Origin of the sequence: Nostocoides sp. (assembly GCF_037045025.1) — a bacterium.
Classification (GTDB): Bacteria; Actinomycetota; Actinomycetes; order Actinomycetales; family Dermatophilaceae; genus Nostocoides_A.
In genome coordinates, this window is sequence record NZ_JBAOHM010000013.1 from 102,661 (window position 1) to 127,017 (window position 24,357).

The window sequence follows — 24,357 nt, forward strand, 5'->3', positions numbered from 1 at the left end:
GGCGATCTTATTGTTGCAAAGCACAAGAAATCGAGGCGCGCTTTGGAAAAGCGACGGTGACGGGAGCGAAGGCCTGATCCATTCTCGATTCATCACCCCGGCGGCGGGCACCGCGAGGGAACTTCACACCAACCCCGAAACCACCTGGAGGTGGCCACATTGTCCACTCTTCGCGTCGCCGTCGATGTCGGCGGCACCTTCACCGACGTGTGCATCTTCGACGAGGACTCCCGCGAGGTTCGCGTCACGAAGGTCCCGTCCACCCCCGATGACCCGATGCGGGCCATCATGAACGGCGTCCACCGCGGCGAGGTCGACCTCAAGGATGTCTCCCTGTTCAGCCACGGCACTACCGTGGCCACCAATGCCCTGATCACCCGGCGCTTCCCCGCCGCGGCGATGGTCACCACGAGGGGCTTCCGCGACGTCCTGGAGATCCGGGATGGCACCAAGGACGATCTCTGGGACGCCTACAAGGACGTGGGGACGCCCTACATCCGGCGCCGGGACCGCTTCGAGGTCACTGAGCGGATCGACTTTTCCGGTCAGATCGTCGAGCCGCTGGACGAGATCGAGGCCCGGCGGGTCGCGGCCCTGCTGCGCAAGCGGGGCGCCACGACGGTCGCGGTGTGCTTCATCAACAGCCACGCCAATCCGGCGCACGAGGTCCGCATGCGCGAGATCCTCCAGGAGGAGCTTCCCGACGCGGCCGTCTCGACCTCCGCCGAGATCCTCCCGGAAATCTTCGAATACGAGCGCTTCAACACCACCGTCGCCAACGCGGTCCTGGCGCCGCTGGTCACCGGCTATGTCAATCGCCTCAGCGGCGAGCTGTCCGGGGAGGGGTATGCCGGTGACCTCCTCCTGCTGCACAGTGGCGGCGGCTAGATGACCCCGACGATGGTTCAGCGCTACCCCGTCCGGCTGGCCGCCTCGGGGATCGCCGCGGGGGCCATCGCGGCGCGGCACGTCGCGAGCCAATGTGGTTACCCGAATGCCATCGGCCTGGACATGGGCGGCACGAGCACCGACATCTGCCTCGTCCATGGCGGGGAGTTGCGCGTGACCACGGAGTGGTCGGTCGAGTACGGCTATCCGATCATCTTCCCGAGCATCGAGGTGCTGACCATCGGCGCCGGCGGCGGGTCGCTCGCCTGGCTGGACGAGGCCGGCTCGCTGCGCAACGGGCCCCAGTCCGCAGGTGCCGATCCCGGCCCGGCCTGCTATGACACCGGCGGAACCGAGCCGACCAACTCCGACGCCAACCTCACCCTCGGCCGGCTCGGCACCAGCCTGGCCGGCGGCGCGAAGTCCCTCGACCCGTCCCTGGCCCGCGAGGCGCTGCGACGCCGGATCGTGGAGCCGCTCGGTCTCGAACTGGCCGAAGCCGCCGGCGCGGTCGTCAAGGTCGCCAACGCCAATATGGCCGACGCCGTCCGCCTCGTCTCGATCCGCCGCGGACTCGACCCGCGCGACTTCGCCCTCGTCGCCTTCGGTGGGGCAGGAGCACTGCACGGCGCCGAGGTGGCCAAGGAACTGTCCATACCGACTGTCATCGTGCCGGCGAATCCGGGGGTCACCTCCGCCCTCGGGTGCCTGCTCGTCGACATCCGGCACGACCTGTCGCAGATGTACAACCACGAGGTCGCCACGATCGACGCGGACGACCTGGAGCAGCACTACCTCACCCTCGAGGCGGAGGCCTCCGAGCGGCTGCGCCACGAGAAGGTCCCGGCGGACCGGGCGGTGCTGCAACGGCTGGTCTCGATGCGCTACCGCGGGCAGTGGCGTTCCTTGGCCGTCGAGATCGGCTCGGGTCCGGGCGCTCTGGCCGAGGCGGTGCAGCGTTTCCACGAGCAGCACGAGCGGGAGTTCGCCTTCCGCCGCGACGAGGCGGCCGTCGAGGTCTACCAGCTCTCGCTGCGCGCGATCGGGACCACGCCCAAACCGGTGTTCGCGGTGCACGAGCGGGTCAACGGCCATACACCGGAGCCATCGGGGCACCGGGACGTGTGGTTCGAGGACACCGGCTGGGTGCCCACCCCGCTCTTCGACCGGCTCACCCTTCCGGCAGGCACGGCGATCACCGGCCCGGCGATCATCGACCAACTCGACTCCACAACTGTCGTCCCGCCCGGCACCACAGCGGAGATCGACGAGTCCCTCAACATCCTCATCCACCTGAAGGAGACCTCCCGATGAGCATCGATTCCCCCGCCCGTCCGGCGGCCAGCGCGAGCGAGGACACGGCATACGTATCCCGGACCCTCGACCCGGTGACCTTCGAGGTCCTCAAGAACGCCTTCGCGACCTCGGTGGACCTAATGAGCGAGCAGATCCTGCGGACCTGCTATGCCTTCGTCATCTACAGCCGCGACTTCAGTTCGGCTCTGTGCGACGCCCAGGGCAACACCGTCATGCAGGGCAGCCAGGACATCGCCGTCCACGTCGGCACGCTGCACTTCCAGTGCAAGGCCGTCCTCGAGCTGTTCCAGGACGACATCCACCCCGGTGACGTCTTCGCGATCAACGACCCCTATCGCGGCGGGACCCACTTCAACGACGTCAGCTTCATCCGCCCGATCTTCGTCGAGGACGAGATCATCGGGTTCGCCCAGAACAAGGGCCACTGGGCCGATATCGGTGGCTCGGTGCCGGGCAGTTTCGACGTCAATGCCAAGGAGCACTTCGGCGAGGGGCTGCGGATTCCGGCAGTCAAGATCTTCGACCGCGGCGTTTTCCGGTATGACGTGGGCGCCCTCCTCGTGGAGAACACCCGCTCGCCGGAGGTCGCTTTGGGCGACCTACACGCCCAGTCCGAGGCGACGAGCATGTGTGAGCGCGAGGTCCTGCGCCTGGTCGAGCGCTATGGCAAGGACACGGTCGTCGAGGCGATGGCCGAGGTGCAGGATTATGTCGAGCGGATCGTCCGCAAGCGCGTCGCCGAGCTACCCGACGGCACCTGGACGACGACCGACTATCTCGATGCCGACATGGGCAAGGCCGAGGGGCTGGTCCCGATCACGGTGACCATGACGATCCGGGGCGACCAGGTGCTCTACGACCTCGACGGGTCCGCGCCGGCGGTCAGCTCCTTCCTCAACTCCGGCTGTGGGACGACGTTCTCGGCGATCTATGCCGGCACCAAGACCTTCTTCCCGGACATCCCGCTCAACTCCGGCTTCTATCGCGCGGTCGACGCCGACATCGGGCCCGAGGGCACCGTCGTCAACGCCGGGTGGCCGTATGCCGTGACCGGCTTCTGCTCCGGGCCCTACGAGAAGTTGATGAACGCGATCTTCGAGCTGTGGAGCCAGATCGTGCCCGAGCGGGCGCTCGCGTGCTGCTTCAACCTCGAATATCTCCTCGTCGGCGGCCGGGATGCCCGGGTCGAGGAGCAGCCGTATTTCATGTGGTACGACTGGATGGCCGGCGGCTGGGGCGGTCGCGCGACCAAGGACGGGTCCGGTGCCACCGCACCGGTCTTCGGTGTCGGTCTCGCGGTGCAGCCGTTGGAGGGGCAGGAGCGGCTCAGCCCGGTCATCACCTCCAGCCACTCGCTCGCCGTCGACTCCGGTGGCCCGGGTCGCTTCCGTGGCGGGGTCGGGATCGAGAAGGGCGGGGTGCTGACCGACGCGACGAACACGGTCATGTCCTATTGCTGCGACCGCGCCCGGTCGATCACGTGGGGGATGGGCGGCGGCCTGCCGTCGATCCCGCACGGGGTGTGGCTCAACCGGGGCACCGAGCGCGAAACCTTCCTCGGCAGCGTCTTCTCCAGCGTGCCGGTGGAGTCCGGCGACAGCTTCGTGCGGCCCTCGGCCGGCGGCGGTGGCTATGGCGACCCGCTCGAGCGGGACATCCACGCCGTCGTTGAGGACGTCATCGACGGCTATGTCTCCATCGAACGGGCCGCCAAGGACTATGGCGTGGTCGTCCACGCGGTCGACGCCGAGCTCGACGAGTACGAGGTGGACCAGAGCGCCACGCAGGAGCTGCGTTACCAAATCCGTGCGGACCGCCGCGGCTGGCTCCAGGAGGACCCGGCCGACGTCGCCCGGCGCTACCGCGCCGGCGAGATCGACCTGCTCGACATGATCCGGCGCTATGGCGTCATCGTCGATTGGGGCAGCGGGGAGCTGTATGAGGAGACCACTCGCCAGTTCCGCGAAACCCTGATGCGTCGCTCGGCGGGCCACTGGGGCTGAGCCCCAATCGTCGACCAGGGTGCACCCGGTCACCGGCCAGTGACCGGGTGCGCGAAGGACTCTCCCGGTCCGTCTCTGCCGTCCACGAAAGACCCCTTCGAAAGCGAGTTCATCATGCCGCTGCCTCCCGAGCAATCCCGGGCGATCCGCACCCCGCCCGCCCCCACCCACGACGAGATCGAGCCCGTCCACGCCCAGCGCGACCTCTTCGGATCCAACGCCGACGACGGGACCGGCTTCGTCCCGGAGAAGGACGACCACCGCCACGTCGAACGTATCCCGCGCCTGTCGCTGATGATGGGCTGGTGGTCGCTGGTCTCGGCGATGTTCTACATCTACGTCGCCGCGCTCGTCGCCTCGATCGTCGGGGTGCGGGACGCGACCATCGGCATCGTCTTGACCGTCATCGTCTTCGGCGCGATCAACACGGTGTTGTCGGCCTATGCGATTCGCACCGGCTTCACCGTCGACCTGCTCAGCCGGGTGATCTTCGGCAAGGCCGGCTCGGCGCTGGCGACCCTCGTCTTCGCGGCCACCGCCCTGTATTACGGCGTCTTCGAGGGCTCGATCATCGCGACGACCCTGGAGGCCTGGACCCGTGAGAGCCTCGGCTGGCCGATCAACATCTGGTATCTGATCGTCGTCCTCTATTCCACCCCGCTGGTCTTCGGCGGCGTGCGCAACTGGCTCGACCGGGTCAACGGCATACTCCTGCCGTTCTATCTCGTCGGCCTCGCCGCCGCGGTCGTCGTCGCCACGGTCAAGGGCCACCCGCAGGGGTGGACCGGCTACGGCTCGCACGAGCCGATCCCGCTCTCGTCCGGCGGACCCGGCTGGCTGCTCGCGTTCGGCGTCTACATGGGCGTGTGGATCCTGATGATGTACACGATGGACTTCGCCCGGCTCGGGCGGCAGGAGGACGCGGCATACCACGGCGCGGTGACCTTCGGCTGGGTCTTCTACACGATGGCCTTCCTCGTCAACGGGCTGATCGGGATCTATCTCAGCCACACGTTGCGCGACCAGGTCGGCTCCTCGGTGACCGAGGGCGGCGTGGCCGTCGCGCTCACCCAGGTCATGGGCATCTTCGCGGTGATCCTCGTGTGGATCAGCCAGACCCGGATCAACACGGCGAACCACTACCTCGCCTCGGAGAACCTCGCCAGCTTCGGCGAGAGCTTCCTGCGGATCAAGGCGCCGCGGGTGGTGTGGGTGCTCGTCGGGTCGGTGATCATGTATCTGCTGATGCTGACCGATGTCTTCAGCTACCTGCTCAAAGCGCTGTCGTGGCAAGGCGTTCTGGTCACTTCATGGGTCGCGATCGCGCTGGTGCACATCGCCATGGACCGCCGCGACGGGGTCGACCCCGACACCCTCGAGATCCGGATGGACCGGATTCGCTCCGCCTCGCACCCCGGGACCATCGCTTCGGTGGTCTCCTCCGCGGTGGGGCTGGTCATCATCGAGAGCGCCCCGCCGTGGGCCACCACCTGGGGCCCGATCGTCACCGCCGTCGTCGCCGCGGGTCTGTATGCCGTGCTCCGCTCCGCCTCCGGCATCACCAGCTCGGTGCGCACCTGACTCCGACCGGGTGCCTGACCCGGCTCGGCTGCTGTCGCGGACGATCGCCCCCACCCTGGCGGTCGTCCGCGATGGCTTGCTGGCTTGGCTTGGTCCGTGACCGGTCTTCGGTTGCGGTTCTTCCCGTGGGCGGGTGACTGAATCCGATTGTAAAAGGACGGCAACGGGGCATGCGAACTGGATGATTCATTGAGGCTTATTCAGGGGGAGGAACGTAATACAAACGCGACATTCTGACCGGAGCGCCTAACAAAGCGACAGCCCGCCCTTAGAGAGAATTGGGTTAGCACACTCAAACACTCCAGAACGGACTGTCGCGAATGTATTCTACCACCGGTTTCACCAGGGGCCAGATCGACCGTCTCGTCATCATGATCCGCGACCTGCAGAACGCAGGATATCCAGTGGCTTACCCACCGTCGCTGGGGCTGCGAAAGTCGATCATCATCACCATGACCTATTTGCGGCGAAACAGCACCCAAGAAGACCTGGCCGACCGGTACGCCACCTCCCAGCCCACGATCTCGCGGACGATCGCCGCGATGACCCCCGCCCTCGCCGACGCCACCGCCGACTGGATCCCGGTCGCGGACGACCTCGACCCCGACGTCCCCCTGATCATCGACGGAACCCTGCTCCCGTGCTGGTCCTGGGCCGACATCCCCGACCTGTACTCCGGCAAACACCACACCACCGGTGTCAACGTCCAAATCGCCGCCACCCTCTCCGGCCGGCTGCTGTGGGTCTCCGATCCCCTTCCCGGGTCCACCCACGACCTGACCGCCCTGCGCACCCACGGAGTCCTCGACACCGAGGACCTCCTCACCATCGTCGCCGACAAAGGCTATATCGGCGCCGGCCTGATCACCCCGATCAAGAAACCACCCGGTGGAGAACTCACCGACGACCGGAAGCAATTCAACAAAGAACTCAACGCGATCCGCGCCACCATCGAACGAACCATCGCGCATTTGAAAACCTGGCGGATCCTCCACACCGACTACCGGCGGCCCTACCACACATTCGCTCAAACCATCACCGCTGTCCTCGGGCTACAATTCCTGAAACTAGCCTCGTGAATAAGCCTCATTACCTGCTAATCGTCCGATTCGTCGACTGCATATTGTAGGGTTCAACCGTGGACTACGCGCGTCGGATCGTCGACGACGAGCTGGATGAACTGTTCCCGTATGTCCCAGCTATCGCGATCGATGGACCCAAGGCGGTAGGGAAGACGACCACGGCCGAGCAACGGGTAAGGGGTGTGCTGCGTTTGGACTCGCGCGCCGTCCGCACCGCTGTGGCTGCCGATCCCGAACTGGTCAGGGATCGCGCGCGTTCGCTGTTGATCGACGAGTGGCAGAAGGTTCCCGAGGTGTGGGACGTGGTTCGCCGAGTCGCCGACGAAGACCTGACCGGTGGCCAGTTTCTACTGGTCGGGTCCGCTGCCCCAGCCGTGGGCGCGACCGCGCACTCGGGTGCCGGGCGAATCGGTCGGCTACGGATGCGACCGATGACGCTGTCCGAGCGCGGGGTGGCCGAACCGACGGTCAGCTTGCGGGAGCTTCTTACCGGGACACGACCACCCGTGCAGGGCCGTAGCGACCTGCGGCTGGTTGACTACGCACAGGAGATCCTCGCCTCCGGTTTTCCTGGGCTTCGTGGCCTGCCGTCGCGGGCCTTGCGGTTCCAGTTGGACTCCTATCTCCAGAACGCCGTCGACCGCGACGTGCCCGAGCAAGGATTGGCGGTGCGCAAGCCGCAGGCGATGCTCGCGTGGTTGCGTGCGTATGCCGCGGCCACCGCCACGACCGCCAGCTACTCTCGTGTGCTGGACGCGGCGACTCCGGCTCAGGCCGACAAACCGGCCCGCAGTACTTCTATTGCCTACCGTGATGTGCTGACTCAGCTATGGCTGTTGGACCCGGTCCCGGCTTGGGCGCCGGGCGGTCATCCGCTGACTCGGCTCGGTCAAGCTCCAAAGCATCACTTGGCCGACCCGGCTCTGGCGGCACGACTCTTAGGAATGACGCTTACCTCCCTGGTGGACGGCGAGGGGAGCCCTATCGGCCCGCAGGCCGGGACGATGCTCGGCCATCTCTTCGAATCGCTGGCCACGTTGTGCATCCGGGTCGCGGCGGAGGGGTCCGACGCTATGGTCGGTCACCTGCGCACGCGCAACGGCGACCACGAGATCGACGTGGTCGTCGTCCGTGACGACGGCAAAGTGGTGGCGATCGAGGTCAAACTCGCGACCACCATCGAGGACCGCGACGCCACCCATCTGCACTGGTTGGCCAAACAACTAGACGACCGTCTCCTGGACGCCGTCATCGTCAGTACTGGACCCCAGGCCTATCGCCGCCCCGATGATGTCGCTGTGGTACCCCTGGCGTTGCTCGCCCCGTAGCCACGTCACCCTCCCAGGGCGCGCTCACCGGTGACGCAGGCGAATCAGTCCCCTTCCTGGAGTTCGGCGGCCGGGGTGGTTCTAGCCCTACCGCGAATCGGGGTGCCAGTGCCCTCGAAGGCCCGCCCGGGCGGCCATACGGTCAGATCATGTCGGAATCCGCAAAGGGCGTGCGCGCCAAGGGAACCCGGCCCCATCTGCGAGTCGCGGCGGTGGCGCTGTCGGGCCTCGTCGCCCTGGGAGCGAGCGCGGTCCCCGCAGGGGCGGCACCGGGGGTGGCGAGCGTCTCCCGCGGGTCCGCGACGAGCGCGCCGGCGGGGCCGGGACGACTGCTGTGGGCCGAGCACGCCGCCAGCTTGAGTGCCAGCCGGGTGCGGGCATCGCTCTCGGCGAACGGATTCGACGCCGGCCACACCGTCGCCGGCGTCGACCTGTGGCGGCTGACCTACGCGACCGTCGATCCGCAGGGCCGATCCATCACGGCGAGTGGTCTGGTCGTCGTGCCCCGGGTGTCCGCTCGAGCCCTGCGGACCGTCGTGGTCGAGCACGGCACCCTTGCCTATCGCGGCGACGCGCCCTCGGCCGCCGCCAACCCCTTCGTCACCGGCGCGGCACTCCAGGCGGCGAGCGCCGGCTACGTCGCGGTCGCGCCCGACTATCTCGGTTTGGGCTATGGCGCCGGAACTCACCCCTACCACGACATCCCGACTGAGGTCTCGGCCACGATCGACCTGCTGTCGGCGACTCGCAGCTTCCTGCCGCGCACCGGTCATGAGGCAACCCACGACCTCCTGGTGAGCGGCTTCTCGCAAGGTGCCTCGGCGGCGCTCGGTGTCGCCCGCGCCGTTCAGGCCAACCCGGGCGGCTGGTGGCGGGTGCGTGCGGTGTCGGCGATCAGCGGCGCCTACGATGCGACCGGAGCCGAGATCCCGGCGCTCGTCTCCGGGGAGGTCCCCGGCCCTGTCGCCGCCTACTACGTCAGCTATGTGCTGGTCGCCTACAACAAGATCCATCACCTCTACCAGCGCCCGGAAGAGGTCTTCAGGTCACCCTATGCCGCCCGCGTATCCACCCTGTTCGGCGGAAACGTCCAGGAGACCGCAATCTTCGCGGCCCTGCCACAGACCCTCAACGACCTGCTCACCGCGCGCGGGATGGCCCTGCTGACCGATCACGAAGGTCCGCTGAAACGCGCGCTGCGAGACGCCGATCGGGTGTGCTCCTGGCGCGCGGGGGTCCCCGTCCGGTTGTACTACGTGCCCGGAGACGAGCAGGTCGTCAACGCCAACCTGACCTCGTGCGCGGAGAAGTTCGCCTCCGTGGGGGTCGACGCGACGACCGCGCAGCTTCCTACCGAGCCGGTGCACGGGTCCCTCCACCTGGGGTCGGCCATCACCGGCGCAAATCGCACCTTCTCCTGGTTCCTCCGGGCTCTCCCGCCGGCCTGACCCGCTCAAGCGAGCCGCACGTGCCTCAGGGCGCCGTGAGCGCGTGTATATAAAGGTGCAAACCGGCCTCGGTGCGGGTCACGCTGCCGGTCAGTCCCTCCGACCACAGTGCGACCTCCAGACGGGCGGCGAGGCGGCCGGCGGGATACGGGTCGGGGCAGTGCAGGTTAACCGTGTGGTCGACCTCGACCTGCCCAACGAACTCCACCATGCCTGTGCTCGGGTCGGTCAGGGCCAAAGCCACCGCCCGCGCCACTCGGGTCCGGAGTGGCTCCACACCAATGGCCCGTATGCCGATTCGCTCGCTGGAGGCGCTCCCCGGCGGGTGGCCGAGCGCGGCGCGGGCCGCCTCGACGTGGCCCAAGGCGAAGAAGTCGCCCGGGCCGGTGCGGATCAGCCGGGCGGCTCCGTCCCGCCAGCGATCGTCCGTCCCCGGATCGTCGGCGCCCGTGCCGTCCACGGGCAGCACCCACTGCGCAGCGCCGCGCACCAGCGCCGCCGCTATCCCGCGCGACTTGCCCTTGACCAGATCGGCGGCGGCAGCAAGCTCGTCGGCAATCGCGATCGCGGTGACCGCCAGCGCGCGGCCGTCGGCGTCGCGGCGACCACGGTGATCATCGAGGACCCGTAGCCCATGCGCTCCGAGCGCGAAGTCGATCTGCCCGGCCCGCCAGGGGCGCCCGGCGGTGTCGCTAAGGATCACCCCGAGTCGCGATACCTCGGGCAGCAGTGCGGCCAGCCGAGCGTGCAGGTCGGCCGCCACGTCGTCGGGCTTCTCCGGGAGCAACAGGATCTCCCCGCTCGGGCCGGTGTTGGACGAATCCACCCCGGCCGCAGCGGCCACCACGCCACACCGGCCCTCGACGATCCGGGTCGGGCCGTCGGAAGTCGCGCGTTCGGCGACGATGCGGACGGTCTCGCGCGCCACCGCAGGCCGGCGATCGGCGCCGGGGGCACGCAGCCCGAGCGCCTTCGAGACGACCTTGGACGTCACCACCAGGACATCCCCGTTCTGCACCGAGAGCCCGCTTGCGCGCAACCCCGCGATGAGGAGTTCAGCGAGATCGTCGCCGGCCACCACCTCCGGCACCCCGCGCACCGGCCAAACCGTCAGCCCGAGGTCGCGACCACGGCCAACGTCAGACATTCACGCTCAACCCGAGGTCTAGACTTGCCCGGGCGATCCGAGCGGCGGCCTGGCGGTCCGACATCAACAACGGACCGTCGTGAGCGATGACCTGCATCCCGTCCGGATACGGGCCGGACTCCAGATCGCCCGGATCGACCAGCCAGCCGTCGAGGAAATCGGCATACAGCCCGGCGACGGCCGCGGCGGTGGAGTCGACGCCGATCGCGCGCAGGCAGGCGTCGGCGTGCCCGCGGACCGGACGGCCACCGATGAGCGGGGCGACGCCGACGATGGGCGCCGGGGTCCCGCGCAACGCCTCGCGCACCCCCGGCACGCCGAGAATGATGCCGATCGAGACGACCGGGTTGCTCGGCGGCAGCAAGACCAAATCCGCGGCGCCGATCGCCTCTAGCACACCCGGCGCCGGGGTAGCCCGGTCGAGCCCGGCGACGACGAACTTCTCCGCCCGGGTCTCGGCCCGCTCGGCGACCCACCACTGCTGGAAGTGGATCGCCTCGGGCCCACCCGCGCGCTCGACGACGACGTGCGTCTCCACCGGCGCGTCGGTCATCGGCAAGATCGTGATGCCCCGGCCGGGCAAACCCCAGCGCTCAGCCAGCCGCGCGGTGATCTCGGTGGGCGTCAGCCCGTGCCCGAGCCACAACGAGCGCGCGATGTGCGTGCCAAAGTCTTTGTCGCCCAATGCGAACCACTGCGGCTGCACTCCGTATGCTGCCAACTCGCCTTGCACGGCAAAGGATTCCTCGGCTCGTCCCCACCCTTGGGCCTCGTCGATCCCGCCGCCGAGGGTGTAGAGCAACGTGTCGACATCCGGGCTGACCCGCAGCCCGAACAGCGTGATGTCGTCGCCGGTGTTGGCGATCACGGTCAGCGTCGAGTGGGCCAGTCCGGGGTCGGCATCCAGGGCGTCCCGCAGCCCCCGCAGGAACCGGGCACCACCGACACCGCCAGCCAGGGCAACGATTTTCATGACGGCAATCCTTGCGCATTGTCCGCGACCGCTTGACTTCTGGGGCATGACACGCGTGTAATTCCACTGGTGTGGTCAACCGGACACTCCGGTGTCGGGAACAAATCGTTATGAATGGGAGGCAGGCGGCATGCGTGAGCTCGTCTTGCTGGGGGACGTCGTCGAGGAACACCTGTCCTGGCAGGAACGGTCACTGTGCGCCCAAACCGATCCGGAGGCGTTCTTCCCCGAGAAGGGCGGCTCGACCCGCGAGGCCAAGAAGGTGTGCGTCGGCTGCGAGGTTCGCGCCGAGTGCCTCAGCTATGCGCTCGCCAACGACGAGCGGTTCGGCATCTGGGGTGGGCTGTCCGAGCGCGAGCGCCGCAAGCTGAAGCGACGGGCCGTCTGAGCGGCCCGGGCTGGCGCCCGGGCACATCCGACCCGTTGTCTGCGTGCCGATCGTGATGGCTACCCAGACCCCGCCGAGCAGCGGGGCGAGCGCCGCCGCTACCCCGCCCGAGGGACCGGCTACTGCTGTTGCCGCGCTGCTCGTTGCCGAGCGCCTCGACGACGACCTCATCGAGGTCCTGCTGGCGGTCGCCGATCAAACCCACCCGCCCGACCTCCTGCGCGTCATCGACGCTACCGCCTCGGGTGAGCTGGCCACCTCCCTCGAGAGCAACACCGGCCTGCGCGAGCACCTGCCCACTACCGAGATCGACCGCGTGACGCCGGGAACCGACATCCGGGAGGCCGTCGCCGCGGCGGTCAGCGACCTTGACGCCGAGATCGTGTGGGTCCTGACGGGTGTCACTCGGCCCGAACCCGATGCCCTGCACCAGTTGTCGACCGCCCTTGCCGCAACTGCGGATGCCGCGATGGCCGGCCCCAAGCTCCTCGACGCCGACCGCCCGGGACGACTGCAGCGCTTCGGAATCCAGGCCACCCGCTCCGGCCGGCTGCGGCCCGCGCCGGCACCGGGGCAGCCCGACCAGCAGCAGTTCGACGACCAGCGCGACGCGGTCGCGGTGCCGATCGAGGGCGCGTTGATCCGGCGGGATGCCTTCCTCGGTCTCGGCGGGTTCGACCCGGCCTTCACCGGGCCCGCCGCCGACCTCGACCTCGGCTGGCGCGCCCATCGCGCCGGCTGGTCCGTCGGCCTCGCCCCGGCTGCCCGGGTTCACCTGCGCGGCCGGCCGGCCCACCCGGTGCCCACACGGGACCGGCGCGAGGCCCGGCGAGTCGCCTTGACCCGCAGCCCACTGGCCCTGGCGCCCGTTCCCGCCATCTGGATCGCCCTGTCCCAGCTCGCCAGCGCGGCCGGGCTCCTGCTGCTCAAACGCCCGCGCGCCGCCGGTCGCGAGGTCGCCGACATCGGAGCACTGGCCGCTCCCTGGCGCTTACTCGCCGCCCGCCGCCGCGCCCGCGCCACCACCCGCCGCGGCAAGCGGCACCGAGTGCCGTTCGTGCCTGGTCGCACGGTCCTCGCCGGCGGCCTCGATCGGCTGCCCGAGTTCCTCGTCCCGTCCGCGCGGCCCCCGGTGCGCCCGGGCAGCGACGACCTGGCCGCCGGCGCCGACCCGAACACCCAGGCCGTCATTGCCGAGCCGGAGGAGCACGAACAGGCGGTGCGCAATCCCGGCCCCTGGGCCGTGCTGATCGCGGCAGTCGCCGCCGTCGTCGCCGGCCGAACCCTGCCCAGCGGGCTGACCGGCGGACTCCGGGACGGCTTCGCCGGTGGCCAGCTCACCGGCATCAGCTCCACCGCCGCCGGACTCTGGCACGGCTGGCGTGATCGCTGGCGCGGCCCCGGCCTGGGCACCGATGCCCCGGGATCGACGGCGCAGGCGCCGCTGGCCGCGGCCACCTGGCTCTGGCAACACCTGCCCCTGCACGACTCCGGCCCGAACCCCGCGGGTGGCCTGATCGGGCTGGCGCTCCTGCTCGGAGCCCCCGCTGCTGCTACGAGCGCCTATCTCGCCGGGCGCGTCCTCACCCGGCGGCGCTGGCCGCGGGCCGTGGCCGCGCTCGTCTGGGCCCTCTCCCCAGTGAGCGCCGCCACGATCGGCGAGGGCCGCATCGGCGGCCTCGCCCTGCTCGTCCTGCTGCCGCCGGTGCTGGCCGGTTTCGCGGCGCTTGCGGGCAGCCGCCGCTCCGGGGTGAGCGCCGCGGCCGCCTTGCCGACCGCTTTGCTCGCCGCCTTCGTCCCCGGGACCCTGGTCCTGGCCGCGGTTCTCGCGATCGGTATGGCCCTGGGAGGCGGCGCGCGCACCAAGCGGCGCGCCGCGGCATACCTGTTCTGCACGGCGCTCGCGAGCGCTCCGGTCCTGTGGGAGTTGCGCACCGACCCCCTCCGGATCCTTGGCGGCTGGGGCCTGCTCGCCACCAGCGATGCCGCGATCACCCCCCTGCAGCTGTCCCTGCTCTCGCCCGAGCTGCCCACCACGCTCTGGCCGTATGCCGTGCTCCCCGTCCTCGGGCTCGGCGCCCTCGGTCTGCTGCGCCGCCCGTCGCCAACCGGCCCGGCGTGGTTCGCCGGGGCGGTGATCGTGCTCGGAGTGGCGCTGGCCGTGGCCGCGCCGCGCGTGCTGATCAGCCGCGGAGCGGGGGAGAGCATCGTCACCCCATGGAGCGGCACCGGCATGCTGCTCGCCCTCGCCGGCGTGCTCGCCGCCGGGCTGCACGGGAGCGACCGGATCTCCGGGACGGCACGCCGAATCGTCGGCGTAACGGCCGCCCTCGCAGCGGCGATCGTCGTCGTCGGCTTCGCAGCCGGCGGACTCGGCGATCAGCTGCGCCCGGCCCGCGACCCCCGCCCCGCCGTGGCCGCCGACCAGGCCGGCGGGCCAGCGGCCGGCCGCTCGGTCGTTGTCGACATCTCGCGGGGGTCGGTCTCCTATGCGTTGATCGGTCGGGAACCCGCCGCGCCCGCACCTGAACTGGCCGACGGTCCGCTCGCCGACCCGGGGATCGAGTCGGCGATTGGGGCCCTGACCGCGGCCAGCGGTGCCACCGCCAGCTCGTCAGTCCAGGAACTGGCCCGGTGGGGCGTCGGCTTCGTCGTCGTCCGGCCCCCGGTCCCGGTCGACGTCGAGCACCGCCTCGATGCCACCGAGTTCCTCAGCCGCATCGGTGACTACGACCAGGGCCTGGTATGGCGCATCGAGCCCGCCGCCGCCGGTCCCGGTTTGACCGCGCCCGCCCGCGCCCGCCTGGTCACGAGCACCACCGGTGGCGGCGCCCCCGGCGACCGGCTCGTCCCCGTCACCGGCCAGCACGGCGCCACCCGGACCCACCTGGAGTTGCCCGCCGCCGCCCGCCTCGAGATCGCCGAACCCGCCGCCTGGGCCAACTCCGCTCGGGTCGTCCTCGACGGCACCCGGCTGGAGGGGGCGATCGTCGACGGCCGCCCGAGCTACGTCCTGCCCGCCGGTGAGCACGATCTGCGCATCGCCGTGGCCAACCGCTTCCCGGCGCCCGTCGGGGCCTACCTCGTGCTCTTGGCCGTGCTCGCCTACCTCGCGATCCCGCTCGGGTCGCGCCCGAACCAGCCGGCCGGGTCGCGGCCGGACAAAGCGGCGGGGGCTACCTCATGACCGCTGGCACGCTCCAGGCAGCGATCCGCGGGCTGACCGTTGCCGGCGCCTGCGCCGCGCTCGTCGGCCTGAGCGCGACCACCGACCGCGCGGTCACGCTCGGAGCCACCCGCCCCGGCCCGGCCGCCGCCCGGGTCGCCCTCGACACCAACGCCCTGGCCTGCCCGGGACCCGAACTCGCCGGGGTTCCCGGAGTGGCCGATATCGCGACCCGGCCCCTGGCCGTGGCCGACAGCGCACCCGCGACGGTCAGCAGGGCCGAAGGAGTGCGGCCCGCCGGCGGGCCCCGGCTTGACCTCGGTCCGCTCGGCGACCCCGAGGAAGGTGCCGGCCAAGAGGATGCTGCCCAGGTTGGTGGCGCCCAGCGCGACGGCGCAAGCTCGGACGCCGCGACCGGCGACGTCGCCTGGCGCGCCCGAGGCGACCAGGCGCTGCTCGCAACCGCCAGCGGCTCCCGCGCGCCCGGGCTGATCGCCGCGCAGGAGAGCGCGATCAGCGATACCGCGAGCGCCCGCGTGGGCATCCGCGGCCTGATCGGCGCCGCCTGCGCGGACCCGAGCGCCGACGCCTGGCTAATCGCCGGCGGCGGCGATACCGGACGGCAGGAACGGTTGATTCTCGTCAACCCCGGGGCCAACCCCGCGGTCGTCGACCTCGCCCTGCACGGCCGCGGCGGCGCGATCGAGGCGCCCGCGGGACGCGGCGTGAGCGTTCCCGCCCACGGCCGCACGAGCGTCCTGCTCGACGGACTGGCAAGGCAGGAGTCGGCACCGGCGGTCCACGTCACCAGCCGGGCCGGGCTCGTCGTCGCCACCCTGGTCGACACCTGGGTCGAGGGGGTCACCTCGCGCGGAGCTGACGCGACCGGACCGACCGCCCCCGCCGCGCTGCGCAATGTCATCCCCGCGGTCTCCGGGCCGGGCCCGGCCCGCGTGCGGATCGTCGCGACCAGCGGCAAGGACACCATCGCCCAGGTGCGGCTGCTCACCCGCACCGGCCGGCGTCCGCTGCCCGACGGCGCGGGTGTGCAGCGGGTCGTGGGGGAAGCCAGCGCGGACGTGCGCCTGCCCGAACTGGCCAAGGATGTCGTCGCGATCGAGGTGACCAGTGACCAGCCGGCGATCGCGGCCGCGATGACGACGCGCGAGGATGACGACGGCACGACCGACTTCGCCTGGATGCCCGCCGCGCCGCCGTTGCCGACGGCCGGCGGCACCACGCTTCCGGTCCGGGGGCCCAGCAGCCCCGACACCGAGCGCACGCTCTGCCTCGTGGCCACCGGCGGCCGCGCGGAGGCCGACGTGACGCTCGTGGCGCCGGACGGCAGCACCGAAACCCAGCGGATCGCGGTCAAACCGGACACCTCGACGACGCTCACTCTCGGCTCGGCCACCGCCGTCTGGGTGCGGCGCGCCAACGGTGGCGGCGCGCTGCGCGCCGCCGTGCTGACGACGACCGATCTGCCGGCCGGAGGCAGCCGTCGCGCGCCGGCGCTGACCAGCCGTCCCCTTGTGCCCGCCCGGTTCGCCGCGCGCGAGTTGCCGGTGCGGCAGGACCGACCGTGACCGCGGGGCACGACCGGCTCTGACCGCGGGTCACTCGTCGAGCAGGTCTTCCGGCGACACCCCGAGCAGGGCCGCCACGTGCTCAGTGAGGATCTCCTCGACCAGCAGGACGCGGTCAGTGTGGTCCAGGGCCCGCGCCTCGATCGGGCGGCGATAGAGCACGATCCTGGCAGGCAGCTGCCCCTGGGCCGGGAAGAGCCGCCCGAGCAGCACGCTGGGGGTTTCCCATGGTGCCGGATCGCTGGGCGGCACGTCCTCGACGGCGAACTCGGTTCCCGCGTGCCGCGTCCCCAGCGCCGGTTCCAGGCGGGCGGCCACCTCCACGACGAGGTCGTCGAAGGCCTGCGCCCGAGTCGTCATCGCCGGCACCGCCGGCCAGGCGAGCGGCCCTCGACTGCCGCGCCCGCGCCGATCGCGCGTCGAAGAGGTCATGCCCGGAATGCTACGGGGGCTGGCTGCGGCGCAGCATACGGCGCGGTGGCGGACGGCTGTCGGCGCCATGGCCTAGGCTCCCGGAGTGTGACGTTGTCCCGGAAGTGCTCGCGGACCGCCTGCGGGCGCGCCGCCGTCGCCACGCTCACATATGTGTATGCCGACTCCGTCGCCGTCCTCGGTCCGCTCGCGACCTATGCCGAGCCGCATTCCTACGATCTGTGCGACGCCCACGCCGAGCGGCTGACCGCCCCACGCGGGTGGGAGGTCGTCCGCCTGGCCACCGACACCGCCCCGCAGACCCACGACGACTTGGTCGCCCTGGCCAATGTCGTCCGCGAGGCTCGACCGAGCCGGCCGGTGTCCAACCCGCGCGTGCCGCCGCCCGGCGCCCCGGGCGTCCGCGCCCCCAACCAAACGCCCAGCCGGTCCAGCTCCGGCCGGGCCAACTCCGGCCGGCCCCCCCGCCCCGGCCCCCGCCCGACGCACCTGCGGGTGATCGGCCCACCCACCGACTGAGCCCGACCGACAGAGCCCGGGACCGGGGGAGCAAGTGATCGGGGGAGGCGACGGCCATCCCAGCCGCCGACGCCCATTAGGGTTTTCTCTCGTGGCTGCCCGTGATCTGACCGACATCGTCAAGGCCTACGACGTTCGCGGCGTGGTGCCGGAGCAATTCGACGAGGCCGTGGCCGCCGCCTTGGGGGCGGCCTTCGCCGAGGTGATCGCCCGGCCCGAGTCGGCCGGAGGCGATCGTCATCGGCCACGACATGCGCGCCTCCTCCCCGGATCTGGCGGCCGCCTTTGCCGCCGGCGCCCGCGCCCGCGGCATCGACACGATCACGATCGGGCTGGCCAGCACCGACGAGCTCTACTTCGCCTCCGGGAGGCTGGACCTGCCGGGCGCGATGTTCACCGCCAGCCACAACCCCGCGCAATACAACGGGATCAAGCTGACCCGGGCCGGCGCCCGGCCGGTCGGCCAGGACACCGGGCTGGCCGACATCCGTGCCCGCGCCGCCGCGATCCTGGCCGGCGAGGACACCGCCCCCGACGCCACCTCGGGCCTGGACGAGCAGCGCGACCTGCTCCCGGACTACGGCACCTTCCTGCGCGACCTCGTCGACCTCCGCGGCATCCGCCCCCTCAAGGTCGTCGTCGACGCTGCCAACGGCATGGCCGGGCTGACCGTGCCCGCGGTTCTCGGCACGGCATCCGGGCTCCCCGCGCTGCCGCTGGACATCGTCCCGCTGTATTTCGAGCTGGACGGCACCTTCCCCAACCACGAGGCCAACCCACTCGACCCGGCCAACCTCGTCGACCTGCAGCACGCGGTGGTCGAGCACGGCGCCGACATCGGGCTTGGCCTTCGACGGCGACGCCGACCGCTGCTTCGTCGTCGATGAGCGGGGCGAGCCGGTGAGCCCCAGCGCGATCACCGCTCTCGTGGCCGTCCGCGAGATCGCCAAGGAGGCTGGCAGGGGCGTCCCGCCCGAGCAGGTGCACATCGTTCACAATGTGATCAGCAGCGCCGCCGTCCCCGAAGTCATCCGCAAACACGGAGCCGTTCCGGTCCGAACCCGGGTCGGGCACTCGTTCATCAAGGGCGAGATGGCCGCCGCCAACGCCGTCTTCGGCGGCGAACACAGCGCCCACTATTACTTCCGCGACTTCTGGTTCGCCGACACCGGCATGCTCGCCGCGATGCACGTGCTCGCCGCGCTCGGCGGCCAGGACGGCCCGCTGTCCGCGCTCGTCGCAGACTTTTCCCCGTATGCCGCTTCCGGCGAGGTCAACTCAACAGTCACCGACACGCCCGCCGCTCAGGAACGGATCCGGTCGTGGGCGGCGAGTCGGGGCCTGGTCGCCGAGGAGCTGGACGGGATGACGTTCACCCACCCGGGCATCGGCAGCGAGCCGATGTGGTGGCTGAACGTGCGCCCGTCCAACACCGAGCCGCTGCTGCGCCTGAACGTCGAGGCCGCCGACCCGCAGACCATGGCCCAGATCCGCGACGAGGTCCTGGGCATCATCCGCACCGACTCCGACCCTGGCTCCGGCTCCGACCCTGGCTCCGGCTCTGGCTCTGTCTCCAGCTCCGGGACCGGCTCCGGCTCCGGGAGCGGTCCGGCCAACCCGAACGCGGACGCGAGCCCCGCGACCGAAGCGCCAGCCCGCGTGGCTGGCCAATCCGGCGACGCCCAACCGGCCGGCGAGCCCGCTCAGGCCGAAAGCCTGCAACCGGTGGGCGCGATCGCCGGCTGGGTGCGGGAGCTGTTGCGCTGTCCGGCGTGTCTGTCCGAGTTGCGCGACGAGGATGGCCCCGAGGGCCCGGAGCTGGCGTGCGTCGACGAAACCTGCGCGCGCAACTATCCGATCACCGACGGCATACCGGTGCTGCTCATCGACGAGGCGCGCACCCGAGTATGAGCCGGCCCAGCGCGCAGGAGCAGCGGCGATGAGTTTCGCGACCGAACGGCTGGACGACCAGGAGCAGCTGGCGGCGATCGACCGGTCCGGGATGCTGCGGGCGCTTGCCGGGGCCGGTGCGCAGATCCGCCGCGCCGTCCTCGCCGCCCGGGAGGCCGGCATACCCGATCCGGGAACGGGGGATCGACCGCGCGGCGTGGTGATCGCCGCGATGGGCGCCGACGACCTGGTCGCGGACGCCGCGGGCACGCTGGCGGCCGGCATGTCGCCGATCAGCGTGGTCCATGCCCGCAATGCGCCGCTGCCCGGGTGGGTCGGCCCGCTTGACCTGGTCGTCGCCGTGTCGCTGTCGGGAGCCGCGCCGGGGCCGTTGCGGCTGGCGCTCGAGGCCGGCCGGCGCGGGGCGAGCGTCGTCGGCATCAGCGTCCCCGATTCGCCGCTCGCGCAGGCGACCGCGGCGGCGCGCGGCATTCACGTGCCCGTGGAGGGCACCGGGCGCCACTCCCGGGCGGCGGCCTGGGCGCTGCTCTCGGCGACCGTGGTCGCGCTGGAGGGCTATGACGTCCTCAGCGGCATATCATCTGGTCTCGAGGCCGCCGCCGACCGGCTCGACACCGTCGCCGCCGAGTCGCGGCCGTCCTCGGAGGCCTTCGTCAACCCGGCCAAGCTGCTCGCGGCCGACCTGGCCGGGACGATCCCGCTCGTGCTCGGCGACGGTCCGCTGACCGGGGTCGCCGCCCGCCGGGCCGGATTGATGCTCGCCCGGACGGCCCGCACGCCCGCGATGACCGGGGAACTGCCCGACGCCGCGGCGGCGCTGCTCGCCTGTCTGGACGGGCCGTTCGCTTCGCAGGCCGGCGTCGACGGAGGCCGGGACATCTTCGCCGATCCCTATCTCGACGCGCCACGCACCGAGCCGGCGCTGCTCGTGCTGCGCGACGTCCTGCCCGATGCCCCCGAAGTCCCTGACGAGGCCGACGTGGCCCGGCACGGCCTGGCCCAGACGGTCGTCGACCTGGCCGCCGACCGCGGCACCGTCGTGCGCGAGGTCACCCCGAGCGCCGGCCCCGACCTCGCTCGGCTGGCCGAGCTAATTGCCCGGGTGGACTACACCGCGACCTATCTGGCGTTCGGGCTGGGTCTCGACCCCGCGACCGCCCCGGCCCTCTCGGCGCTCGCGAGGTGACCTCGTCGTGGTCGGTCATTCGGCGCCCCTGGGGGGCTTCCAAACACCGCAAACCTGGCAGTGGGACCGGCTGGTGGTGTGGTCGGTCAGGGGCTTCTTCGCCATCTCCTGCTATCTGATCAGCGACTCCCGCGTCCGACTGCCGATCGGCGAGTTCTTCCGCCGCCGCGCCTTGCGAATCCTGCCCGGATTCTGGGTGTGCCTGGTGGGAATCGCCGTCGGCTTCGCCCCGGTGTCGAGCCTGCTCGGCGGCGGCGAGATCGAACCCGTCTCCGCGTGGGGATATGTCTGGCGCAATCTCGCCCTGTGGATCTTCCAACCGGTGATCGACGCCACCCTGGCCGATGTGCCCCACGGCGGGGTGTGGAACGGCTCGCTGTGGACGCTGTCCTTTGAAGCCATGGCCTATGTCGTCGCGGGCCTGGTTCTGGGCCGAGCGCTCGCCCGGCGCCACCCGTCCGCGACGGGAGCCGCTCTGCTGGTGGCGGCGATCGGCATCCGGCATCTGTTCTCGCGCCTGGGTGGGGCCTGGCTGCTGATGGTGCCGGGGCTGGAGTTGGCCAACTTCTTCTTCGCCGGCATGATCCTGTGGGGGCTGCGTGCCCGGGTCCGCCTCGACGGGCGCTGGGCGCTGCTCGCCGTGCTGGCCTGTGTGGTGGGAATCGTTGCCGGACAGACCGATATCGTCACTCCGTTGCCGCTCGCCTATCTCGTGCTGTGGGCCGGGGCGGTCAGCCCCACCCGGATCGGCGCGGTCAACGACCTGTCCTACGGCATGTACGTCTATGCCTTCCCCACCCAACAGCTGATGGCTGTCGCCGGTGGACCCCGGCTCGGCCATGTCGCGTATGCCGCTCTCGGCCTGCTCGCCACCGCCCCCTTCGCGTGGCTCTCGTGGTTCGGCATCGAACGCCCCGCGCTGCGGCTGGCCCACCGCCGCCGTGCCTGCGCCGCCAAGCGCCAGGGAGTGTGAGGCGTGGTCGTCTCGTTGCTGGGTTTCGCCACGGGTGCCGGTGTCCGGCAATGGGTGAGGTATACGGCACCTTCTGCAGGACGGCAACGCTTGCCTGCGTTGGGGTGACCTGCAGAGGGTGAGGTATACGGCACCTTCTGCAGGACGGCAACCGGAGCCGGGTCGACCTAACCCGGACTGTCGGCGCTGTGGTGCAGGATGGCCCCGTGACCGAGGTCCCCGACGACAGCCAGCACCGCTGGGCCGCCCTGGCCGAGGAGGTGCGCGGCCATCAGTTCGCCTATCACGTCAAGGATGCGCCGACGATCAGCGACGGCGAATACGACGCGCTGATCCGCGAGTTGACCGCCCTCGAGGATGCCTACCCGCAGCTGCGCACCCCCGACAGCCCGACGCAGCAGGTCGGCGGGGCGATCTTCTCGACCGATTTCCAGGCGGTCGACCACCTCGAGCGGATGATGAGCCTCGACAACGCCTTCTCCCCCGAGGAGCTGGCCGCCTGGGCGGCGCGGGTCGAGCGGGAGGCGGGCGGAGCGGCATACCACTTCTTGTGCGAACTCAAGATCGACGGGCTGGCGGTCAACCTGCTCTATGAGCGCGGTCGGCTGACCCGGGCGCTGACCCGCGGCGACGGGCGCACCGGCGAGGATGTCACGCTCAACGTCCGCACGATCGCCGGCGTGCCGACCACACTCACCGGGGCGGACGTGCCCGGGCTGGTCGAGATCCGCGGCGAGGTGTTCTTCCCGATCGAAGCCTTCGGCGGCCTCAACGCGAGCCTGGTGGCGGCGGGCAAGAACCCGTTCGCCAACCCGCGCAATGCCGCCGCCGGCTCGCTGCGGCAAAAGGACCCGCGGGTGACCGCGACCCGCCCGCTGCACCTGCTCGTACACGGCATCGGGGCGCGGCGGGGGTTCGACATCGCCACCCAGTCACACGCCTACGCGCTGCTCAAAGCCTGGGGGCTGCCGGTCTCGACTCACTATCGCGTCCTGGACACGATCGAGCAGGTCCAGGACTTCATTGCCGCGTATGCCGAGCGTCGGCACAGCGTCGAGCACGAGATCGACGGGGTCGTCGTCAAGGTCGATGAGATCGCCGTCCAGCGCCAGCTCGGCTCGACCAGCCGGGCGCCGCGGTGGGCGATCGCCTACAAATACCCGCCCGAGGAGGTCAACACCAAGCTTCTTGACATCCTGGTCAACGTCGGGCGCACCGGGCGTGTGACGCCATATGGCGTGATGGAGCCGGTCGTCGTCGCCGGGTCGACGGTCGCCAACGCGACCCTGCACAACGCGCACGAGGTCGAGCGCAAGGGCGTCCTGATCGGCGACACCGTCGTGCTGCGCAAGGCCGGCGACGTCATCCCCGAGATCCTCGGTCCCGTGGTCGAGTTGCGCGACGGCAGCGAGCGGGCGTTCGTCATGCCGACCACGTGCCCGTCCTGCGGCACCGCGCTGGCGCCGGAAAAGGAGGCCGACAAGGACATCCGCTGCCCCAACGCGCGCACCTGTCCGTCCCAACTGCGCGAGCGCCTATTCGCGCTCGCCGGCCGCGGCGCGCTCGACATCGAGGCGCTCGGCTGGGAGGGCGCCAATGCGCTGCTGGAGTCCGAGGTGATCACCGACGAGTCGGGGCTGTTCGCGTTGGACGCCGCCGAGGTCGCACGGGTGCCGCTCTATACGCGGGCAGCCAAGAAGGGGGACGACCCCGATGCGGTCGTCGGCGGCCGGGTGCTGTCGGCCAACGGCCAGCGGCTGGTCGCCAACCTCGAGGCCGCCAAGGCCCAGCCGCTGTGGCGGGTCCTCGTCGCGTTGTCGATCCGGCATGTCGGCCCGACCGCCGCCCGCGCGCTCGCCCGGCATTTCCGGGCGCTGCCAGCGATCCGCTGCGCGAGCGTCGAGGAACTTGCTGGCGTTGAGGGCGTCGGGCCGGTGATCGCCGAGTCGGTCCGCGACTGGTTCGACCGCGCCGGCAACGAATGGCACGCCGAAATCGTGGAGCGCTGGGCCGAGGCGGGTGTCCGCATGGCCGACGACGGCGGCGAGGCCACCGCGCAGACGCTCGCCGGCAAGACCGTCGTCGTCACCGGCTCGCTGGAGGCGTTCAGCCGCGACTCGGCCAAGGAGGCGATTCTCGCCCGCGGTGGCAAGGCCGCCGGCTCGGTGTCCAAGAACACCGACTACGTCGTCGTCGGCCCAGGCGCCGGCTCCAAGGAGACCAAGGCCCGCGACCTGGGCCTGACGATCCTCAACGAGGCGGGCTTTGTGCGGCTGCTCGCCGGTGAGGAGGCGGTCGGGGGAGGGTCAGAGGCGGGGGATGATCCAAATGAGCAGGGCAACGATCAGCAGGATGCCGACGATGGTCCAGATCATTCCTGAGCCGCGCATGGGTGGCACCTCTCGGTCGAGATTTACAGCGTAAGAACA

General features: G+C 70.8%; 17 protein-coding genes and 1 pseudogene. 15 read left to right on the forward strand and 3 right to left on the reverse strand.

The features are described 5' to 3' along the window. Positions 1 to 159 precede the first annotated feature (159 nt). The 7 genes from V9G19_RS16325 (at position 160) to V9G19_RS16355 (ending at position 9,647) form a co-directional block, all read left to right on the forward strand. Positions 160 to 888 carry a hydantoinase/oxoprolinase N-terminal domain-containing protein gene (locus V9G19_RS16325; RefSeq protein ID WP_462286494.1) on the forward strand — a complete coding sequence of 243 codons (729 nt, stop codon included), beginning with the start codon at positions 160 to 162 and terminating at the stop codon, positions 886 to 888. Then, entirely contained in the window at positions 889 to 2,202 is a 1,314-nt protein-coding gene (locus V9G19_RS16330; RefSeq protein WP_462286495.1) for a hydantoinase/oxoprolinase family protein, read from the forward strand. Beyond that, a complete protein-coding gene (locus V9G19_RS16335) occupies positions 2,199 to 4,208 on the forward strand; it encodes a hydantoinase B/oxoprolinase family protein (protein WP_462286496.1) in 2,010 nt (669 codons plus the stop codon). The genes V9G19_RS16330 and V9G19_RS16335 overlap by 4 nt, the downstream gene beginning before the upstream one ends. 114 nt (positions 4,209 to 4,322) lie before the next feature. Next, positions 4,323 to 5,789, forward strand: coding sequence for a purine-cytosine permease family protein (locus tag V9G19_RS16340; RefSeq protein WP_462286497.1), 1,467 nt, complete (start codon positions 4,323 to 4,325; stop codon positions 5,787 to 5,789). 320 nt (positions 5,790 to 6,109) lie between these two features. After that, the gene (locus tag V9G19_RS16345) at positions 6,110 to 6,868 is read left to right on the forward strand and encodes a transposase (RefSeq protein ID WP_462286498.1); all 759 of its coding nucleotides are present in this window, start codon (positions 6,110 to 6,112) and stop codon (positions 6,866 to 6,868) included. A gap of 59 nt (positions 6,869 to 6,927) precedes the next feature. Next, entirely contained in the window at positions 6,928 to 8,199 is a 1,272-nt protein-coding gene (locus V9G19_RS16350; RefSeq protein ID WP_462286499.1) for an ATP-binding protein, read from the forward strand. 149 nt (positions 8,200 to 8,348) lie between these two features. Further along, entirely contained in the window at positions 8,349 to 9,647 is a 1,299-nt protein-coding gene (locus tag V9G19_RS16355; protein WP_462286500.1) for an alpha/beta hydrolase, read from the forward strand. Positions 9,648 to 9,672: 25 nt separating this feature from the next. Here the strand turns inward: V9G19_RS16355 and V9G19_RS16360 are convergent, their stop codons facing one another. Both V9G19_RS16360 and cofD read right to left on the reverse strand, forming a co-directional pair. After that, positions 9,673 to 10,794 carry a coenzyme F420-0:L-glutamate ligase gene (locus V9G19_RS16360; RefSeq protein WP_462286501.1) on the reverse strand — a complete coding sequence of 374 codons (1,122 nt, stop codon included), beginning with the start codon at positions 10,792 to 10,794 and terminating at the stop codon, positions 9,673 to 9,675. Continuing rightward, the gene (gene cofD, locus V9G19_RS16365; protein ID WP_462286502.1) at positions 10,787 to 11,767 is read right to left on the reverse strand and encodes a 2-phospho-L-lactate transferase; all 981 of its coding nucleotides are present in this window, start codon (positions 11,765 to 11,767) and stop codon (positions 10,787 to 10,789) included. Before cofD ends, V9G19_RS16360 begins: the two co-directional genes overlap by 8 nt. A gap of 130 nt (positions 11,768 to 11,897) precedes the next feature. On the opposite strand from cofD, the gene V9G19_RS16370 reads away from it, so the two are divergent. The 3 genes from V9G19_RS16370 to V9G19_RS16380 are packed head-to-tail and all read left to right on the forward strand — an operon-like array spanning position 11,898 to position 16,907. Then, positions 11,898 to 12,155: a WhiB family transcriptional regulator gene (locus tag V9G19_RS16370; protein WP_462286503.1), complete on the forward strand. Its 258-nt coding sequence runs from the start codon at positions 11,898 to 11,900 to the stop codon at positions 12,153 to 12,155. A 43-nt stretch (positions 12,156 to 12,198) separates the two neighbouring features. Next, positions 12,199 to 15,342 carry a hypothetical protein gene (locus tag V9G19_RS16375; RefSeq protein WP_462286504.1) on the forward strand — a complete coding sequence of 1,048 codons (3,144 nt, stop codon included), beginning with the start codon at positions 12,199 to 12,201 and terminating at the stop codon, positions 15,340 to 15,342. Continuing rightward, positions 15,339 to 16,907 (forward strand): DUF5719 family protein, encoded by a 1,569-nt coding sequence (locus V9G19_RS16380; RefSeq protein ID WP_462286505.1) that lies wholly within the window; start codon positions 15,339 to 15,341, stop codon positions 16,905 to 16,907. The genes V9G19_RS16375 and V9G19_RS16380 overlap by 4 nt, the downstream gene beginning before the upstream one ends. A 30-nt stretch (positions 16,908 to 16,937) precedes the next feature. Here the strand turns inward: V9G19_RS16380 and V9G19_RS16385 are convergent, their stop codons facing one another. Next, positions 16,938 to 17,339, reverse strand: coding sequence for a metallopeptidase family protein (locus V9G19_RS16385; protein WP_462286506.1), 402 nt, complete (start codon positions 17,337 to 17,339; stop codon positions 16,938 to 16,940). Between the two features lie 87 nt (positions 17,340 to 17,426). Here V9G19_RS16385 and V9G19_RS16390 point away from each other — a divergent pair, with 87 nt between their 5' ends. The 5 genes and pseudogenes from V9G19_RS16390 to ligA all read left to right on the forward strand — a co-directional run bounded on the left by V9G19_RS16390 (position 17,427) and on the right by ligA (position 24,309). Then, entirely contained in the window at positions 17,427 to 17,858 is a 432-nt protein-coding gene (locus V9G19_RS16390; RefSeq protein ID WP_462286507.1) for a DUF3499 domain-containing protein, read from the forward strand. Between the two features lie 91 nt (positions 17,859 to 17,949). Next, positions 17,950 to 19,376, forward strand: a pseudogene (locus V9G19_RS16395) (phosphomannomutase/phosphoglucomutase); the annotation flags it as partial. A 421-nt stretch (positions 19,377 to 19,797) separates the two neighbouring features. Next, positions 19,798 to 20,955, forward strand: a complete 1,158-nt coding sequence (locus V9G19_RS16400; protein ID WP_462286508.1) for an SIS domain-containing protein — start codon at positions 19,798 to 19,800, stop codon at positions 20,953 to 20,955. Between the two features lie 7 nt (positions 20,956 to 20,962). Beyond that, positions 20,963 to 21,928: an acyltransferase family protein gene (locus V9G19_RS16405; RefSeq protein WP_462286509.1), complete on the forward strand. Its 966-nt coding sequence runs from the start codon at positions 20,963 to 20,965 to the stop codon at positions 21,926 to 21,928. A 206-nt stretch (positions 21,929 to 22,134) separates the two neighbouring features. Further along, a complete protein-coding gene (gene ligA, locus V9G19_RS16410; RefSeq protein WP_462286510.1) occupies positions 22,135 to 24,309 on the forward strand; it encodes an NAD-dependent DNA ligase LigA in 2,175 nt (724 codons plus the stop codon). Positions 24,310 to 24,357: the final 48 nt, after the last annotated feature.

Bases quoted from the DNA above. Each gene is read 5' to 3' on its own strand.
- V9G19_RS16385 (WP_462286506.1), bottom strand. From the start codon at position 17,339: ATGACCTCTTCGACGCGCGATCGGCGCGGGCGCGGCAGTCGAGGGCCG.
- cofD (WP_462286502.1), bottom strand. From the start codon at position 11,767: ATGAAAATCGTTGCCCTGGCTGGCGGTGTCGGTGGTGCCCGGTTCCTG.
- V9G19_RS16340 (WP_462286497.1), top strand. From the start codon at position 4,323: ATGCCGCTGCCTCCCGAGCAATCCCGGGCGATCCGCACCCCGCCCGCC.
- V9G19_RS16330 (WP_462286495.1), top strand. From the start codon at position 889: ATGACCCCGACGATGGTTCAGCGCTACCCCGTCCGGCTGGCCGCCTCG.
- V9G19_RS16380 (WP_462286505.1), top strand. From the start codon at position 15,339: ATGACCGCTGGCACGCTCCAGGCAGCGATCCGCGGGCTGACCGTTGCC.
- V9G19_RS16345 (WP_462286498.1), top strand. From the start codon at position 6,110: ATGTATTCTACCACCGGTTTCACCAGGGGCCAGATCGACCGTCTCGTC.
- V9G19_RS16400 (WP_462286508.1), top strand. From the start codon at position 19,798: ATGAGTTTCGCGACCGAACGGCTGGACGACCAGGAGCAGCTGGCGGCG.
- V9G19_RS16335 (WP_462286496.1), top strand. From the start codon at position 2,199: ATGAGCATCGATTCCCCCGCCCGTCCGGCGGCCAGCGCGAGCGAGGAC.
- V9G19_RS16370 (WP_462286503.1), top strand. From the start codon at position 11,898: ATGCGTGAGCTCGTCTTGCTGGGGGACGTCGTCGAGGAACACCTGTCC.
- V9G19_RS16355 (WP_462286500.1), top strand. From the start codon at position 8,349: ATGTCGGAATCCGCAAAGGGCGTGCGCGCCAAGGGAACCCGGCCCCAT.
- V9G19_RS16360 (WP_462286501.1), bottom strand. From the start codon at position 10,794: ATGTCTGACGTTGGCCGTGGTCGCGACCTCGGGCTGACGGTTTGGCCG.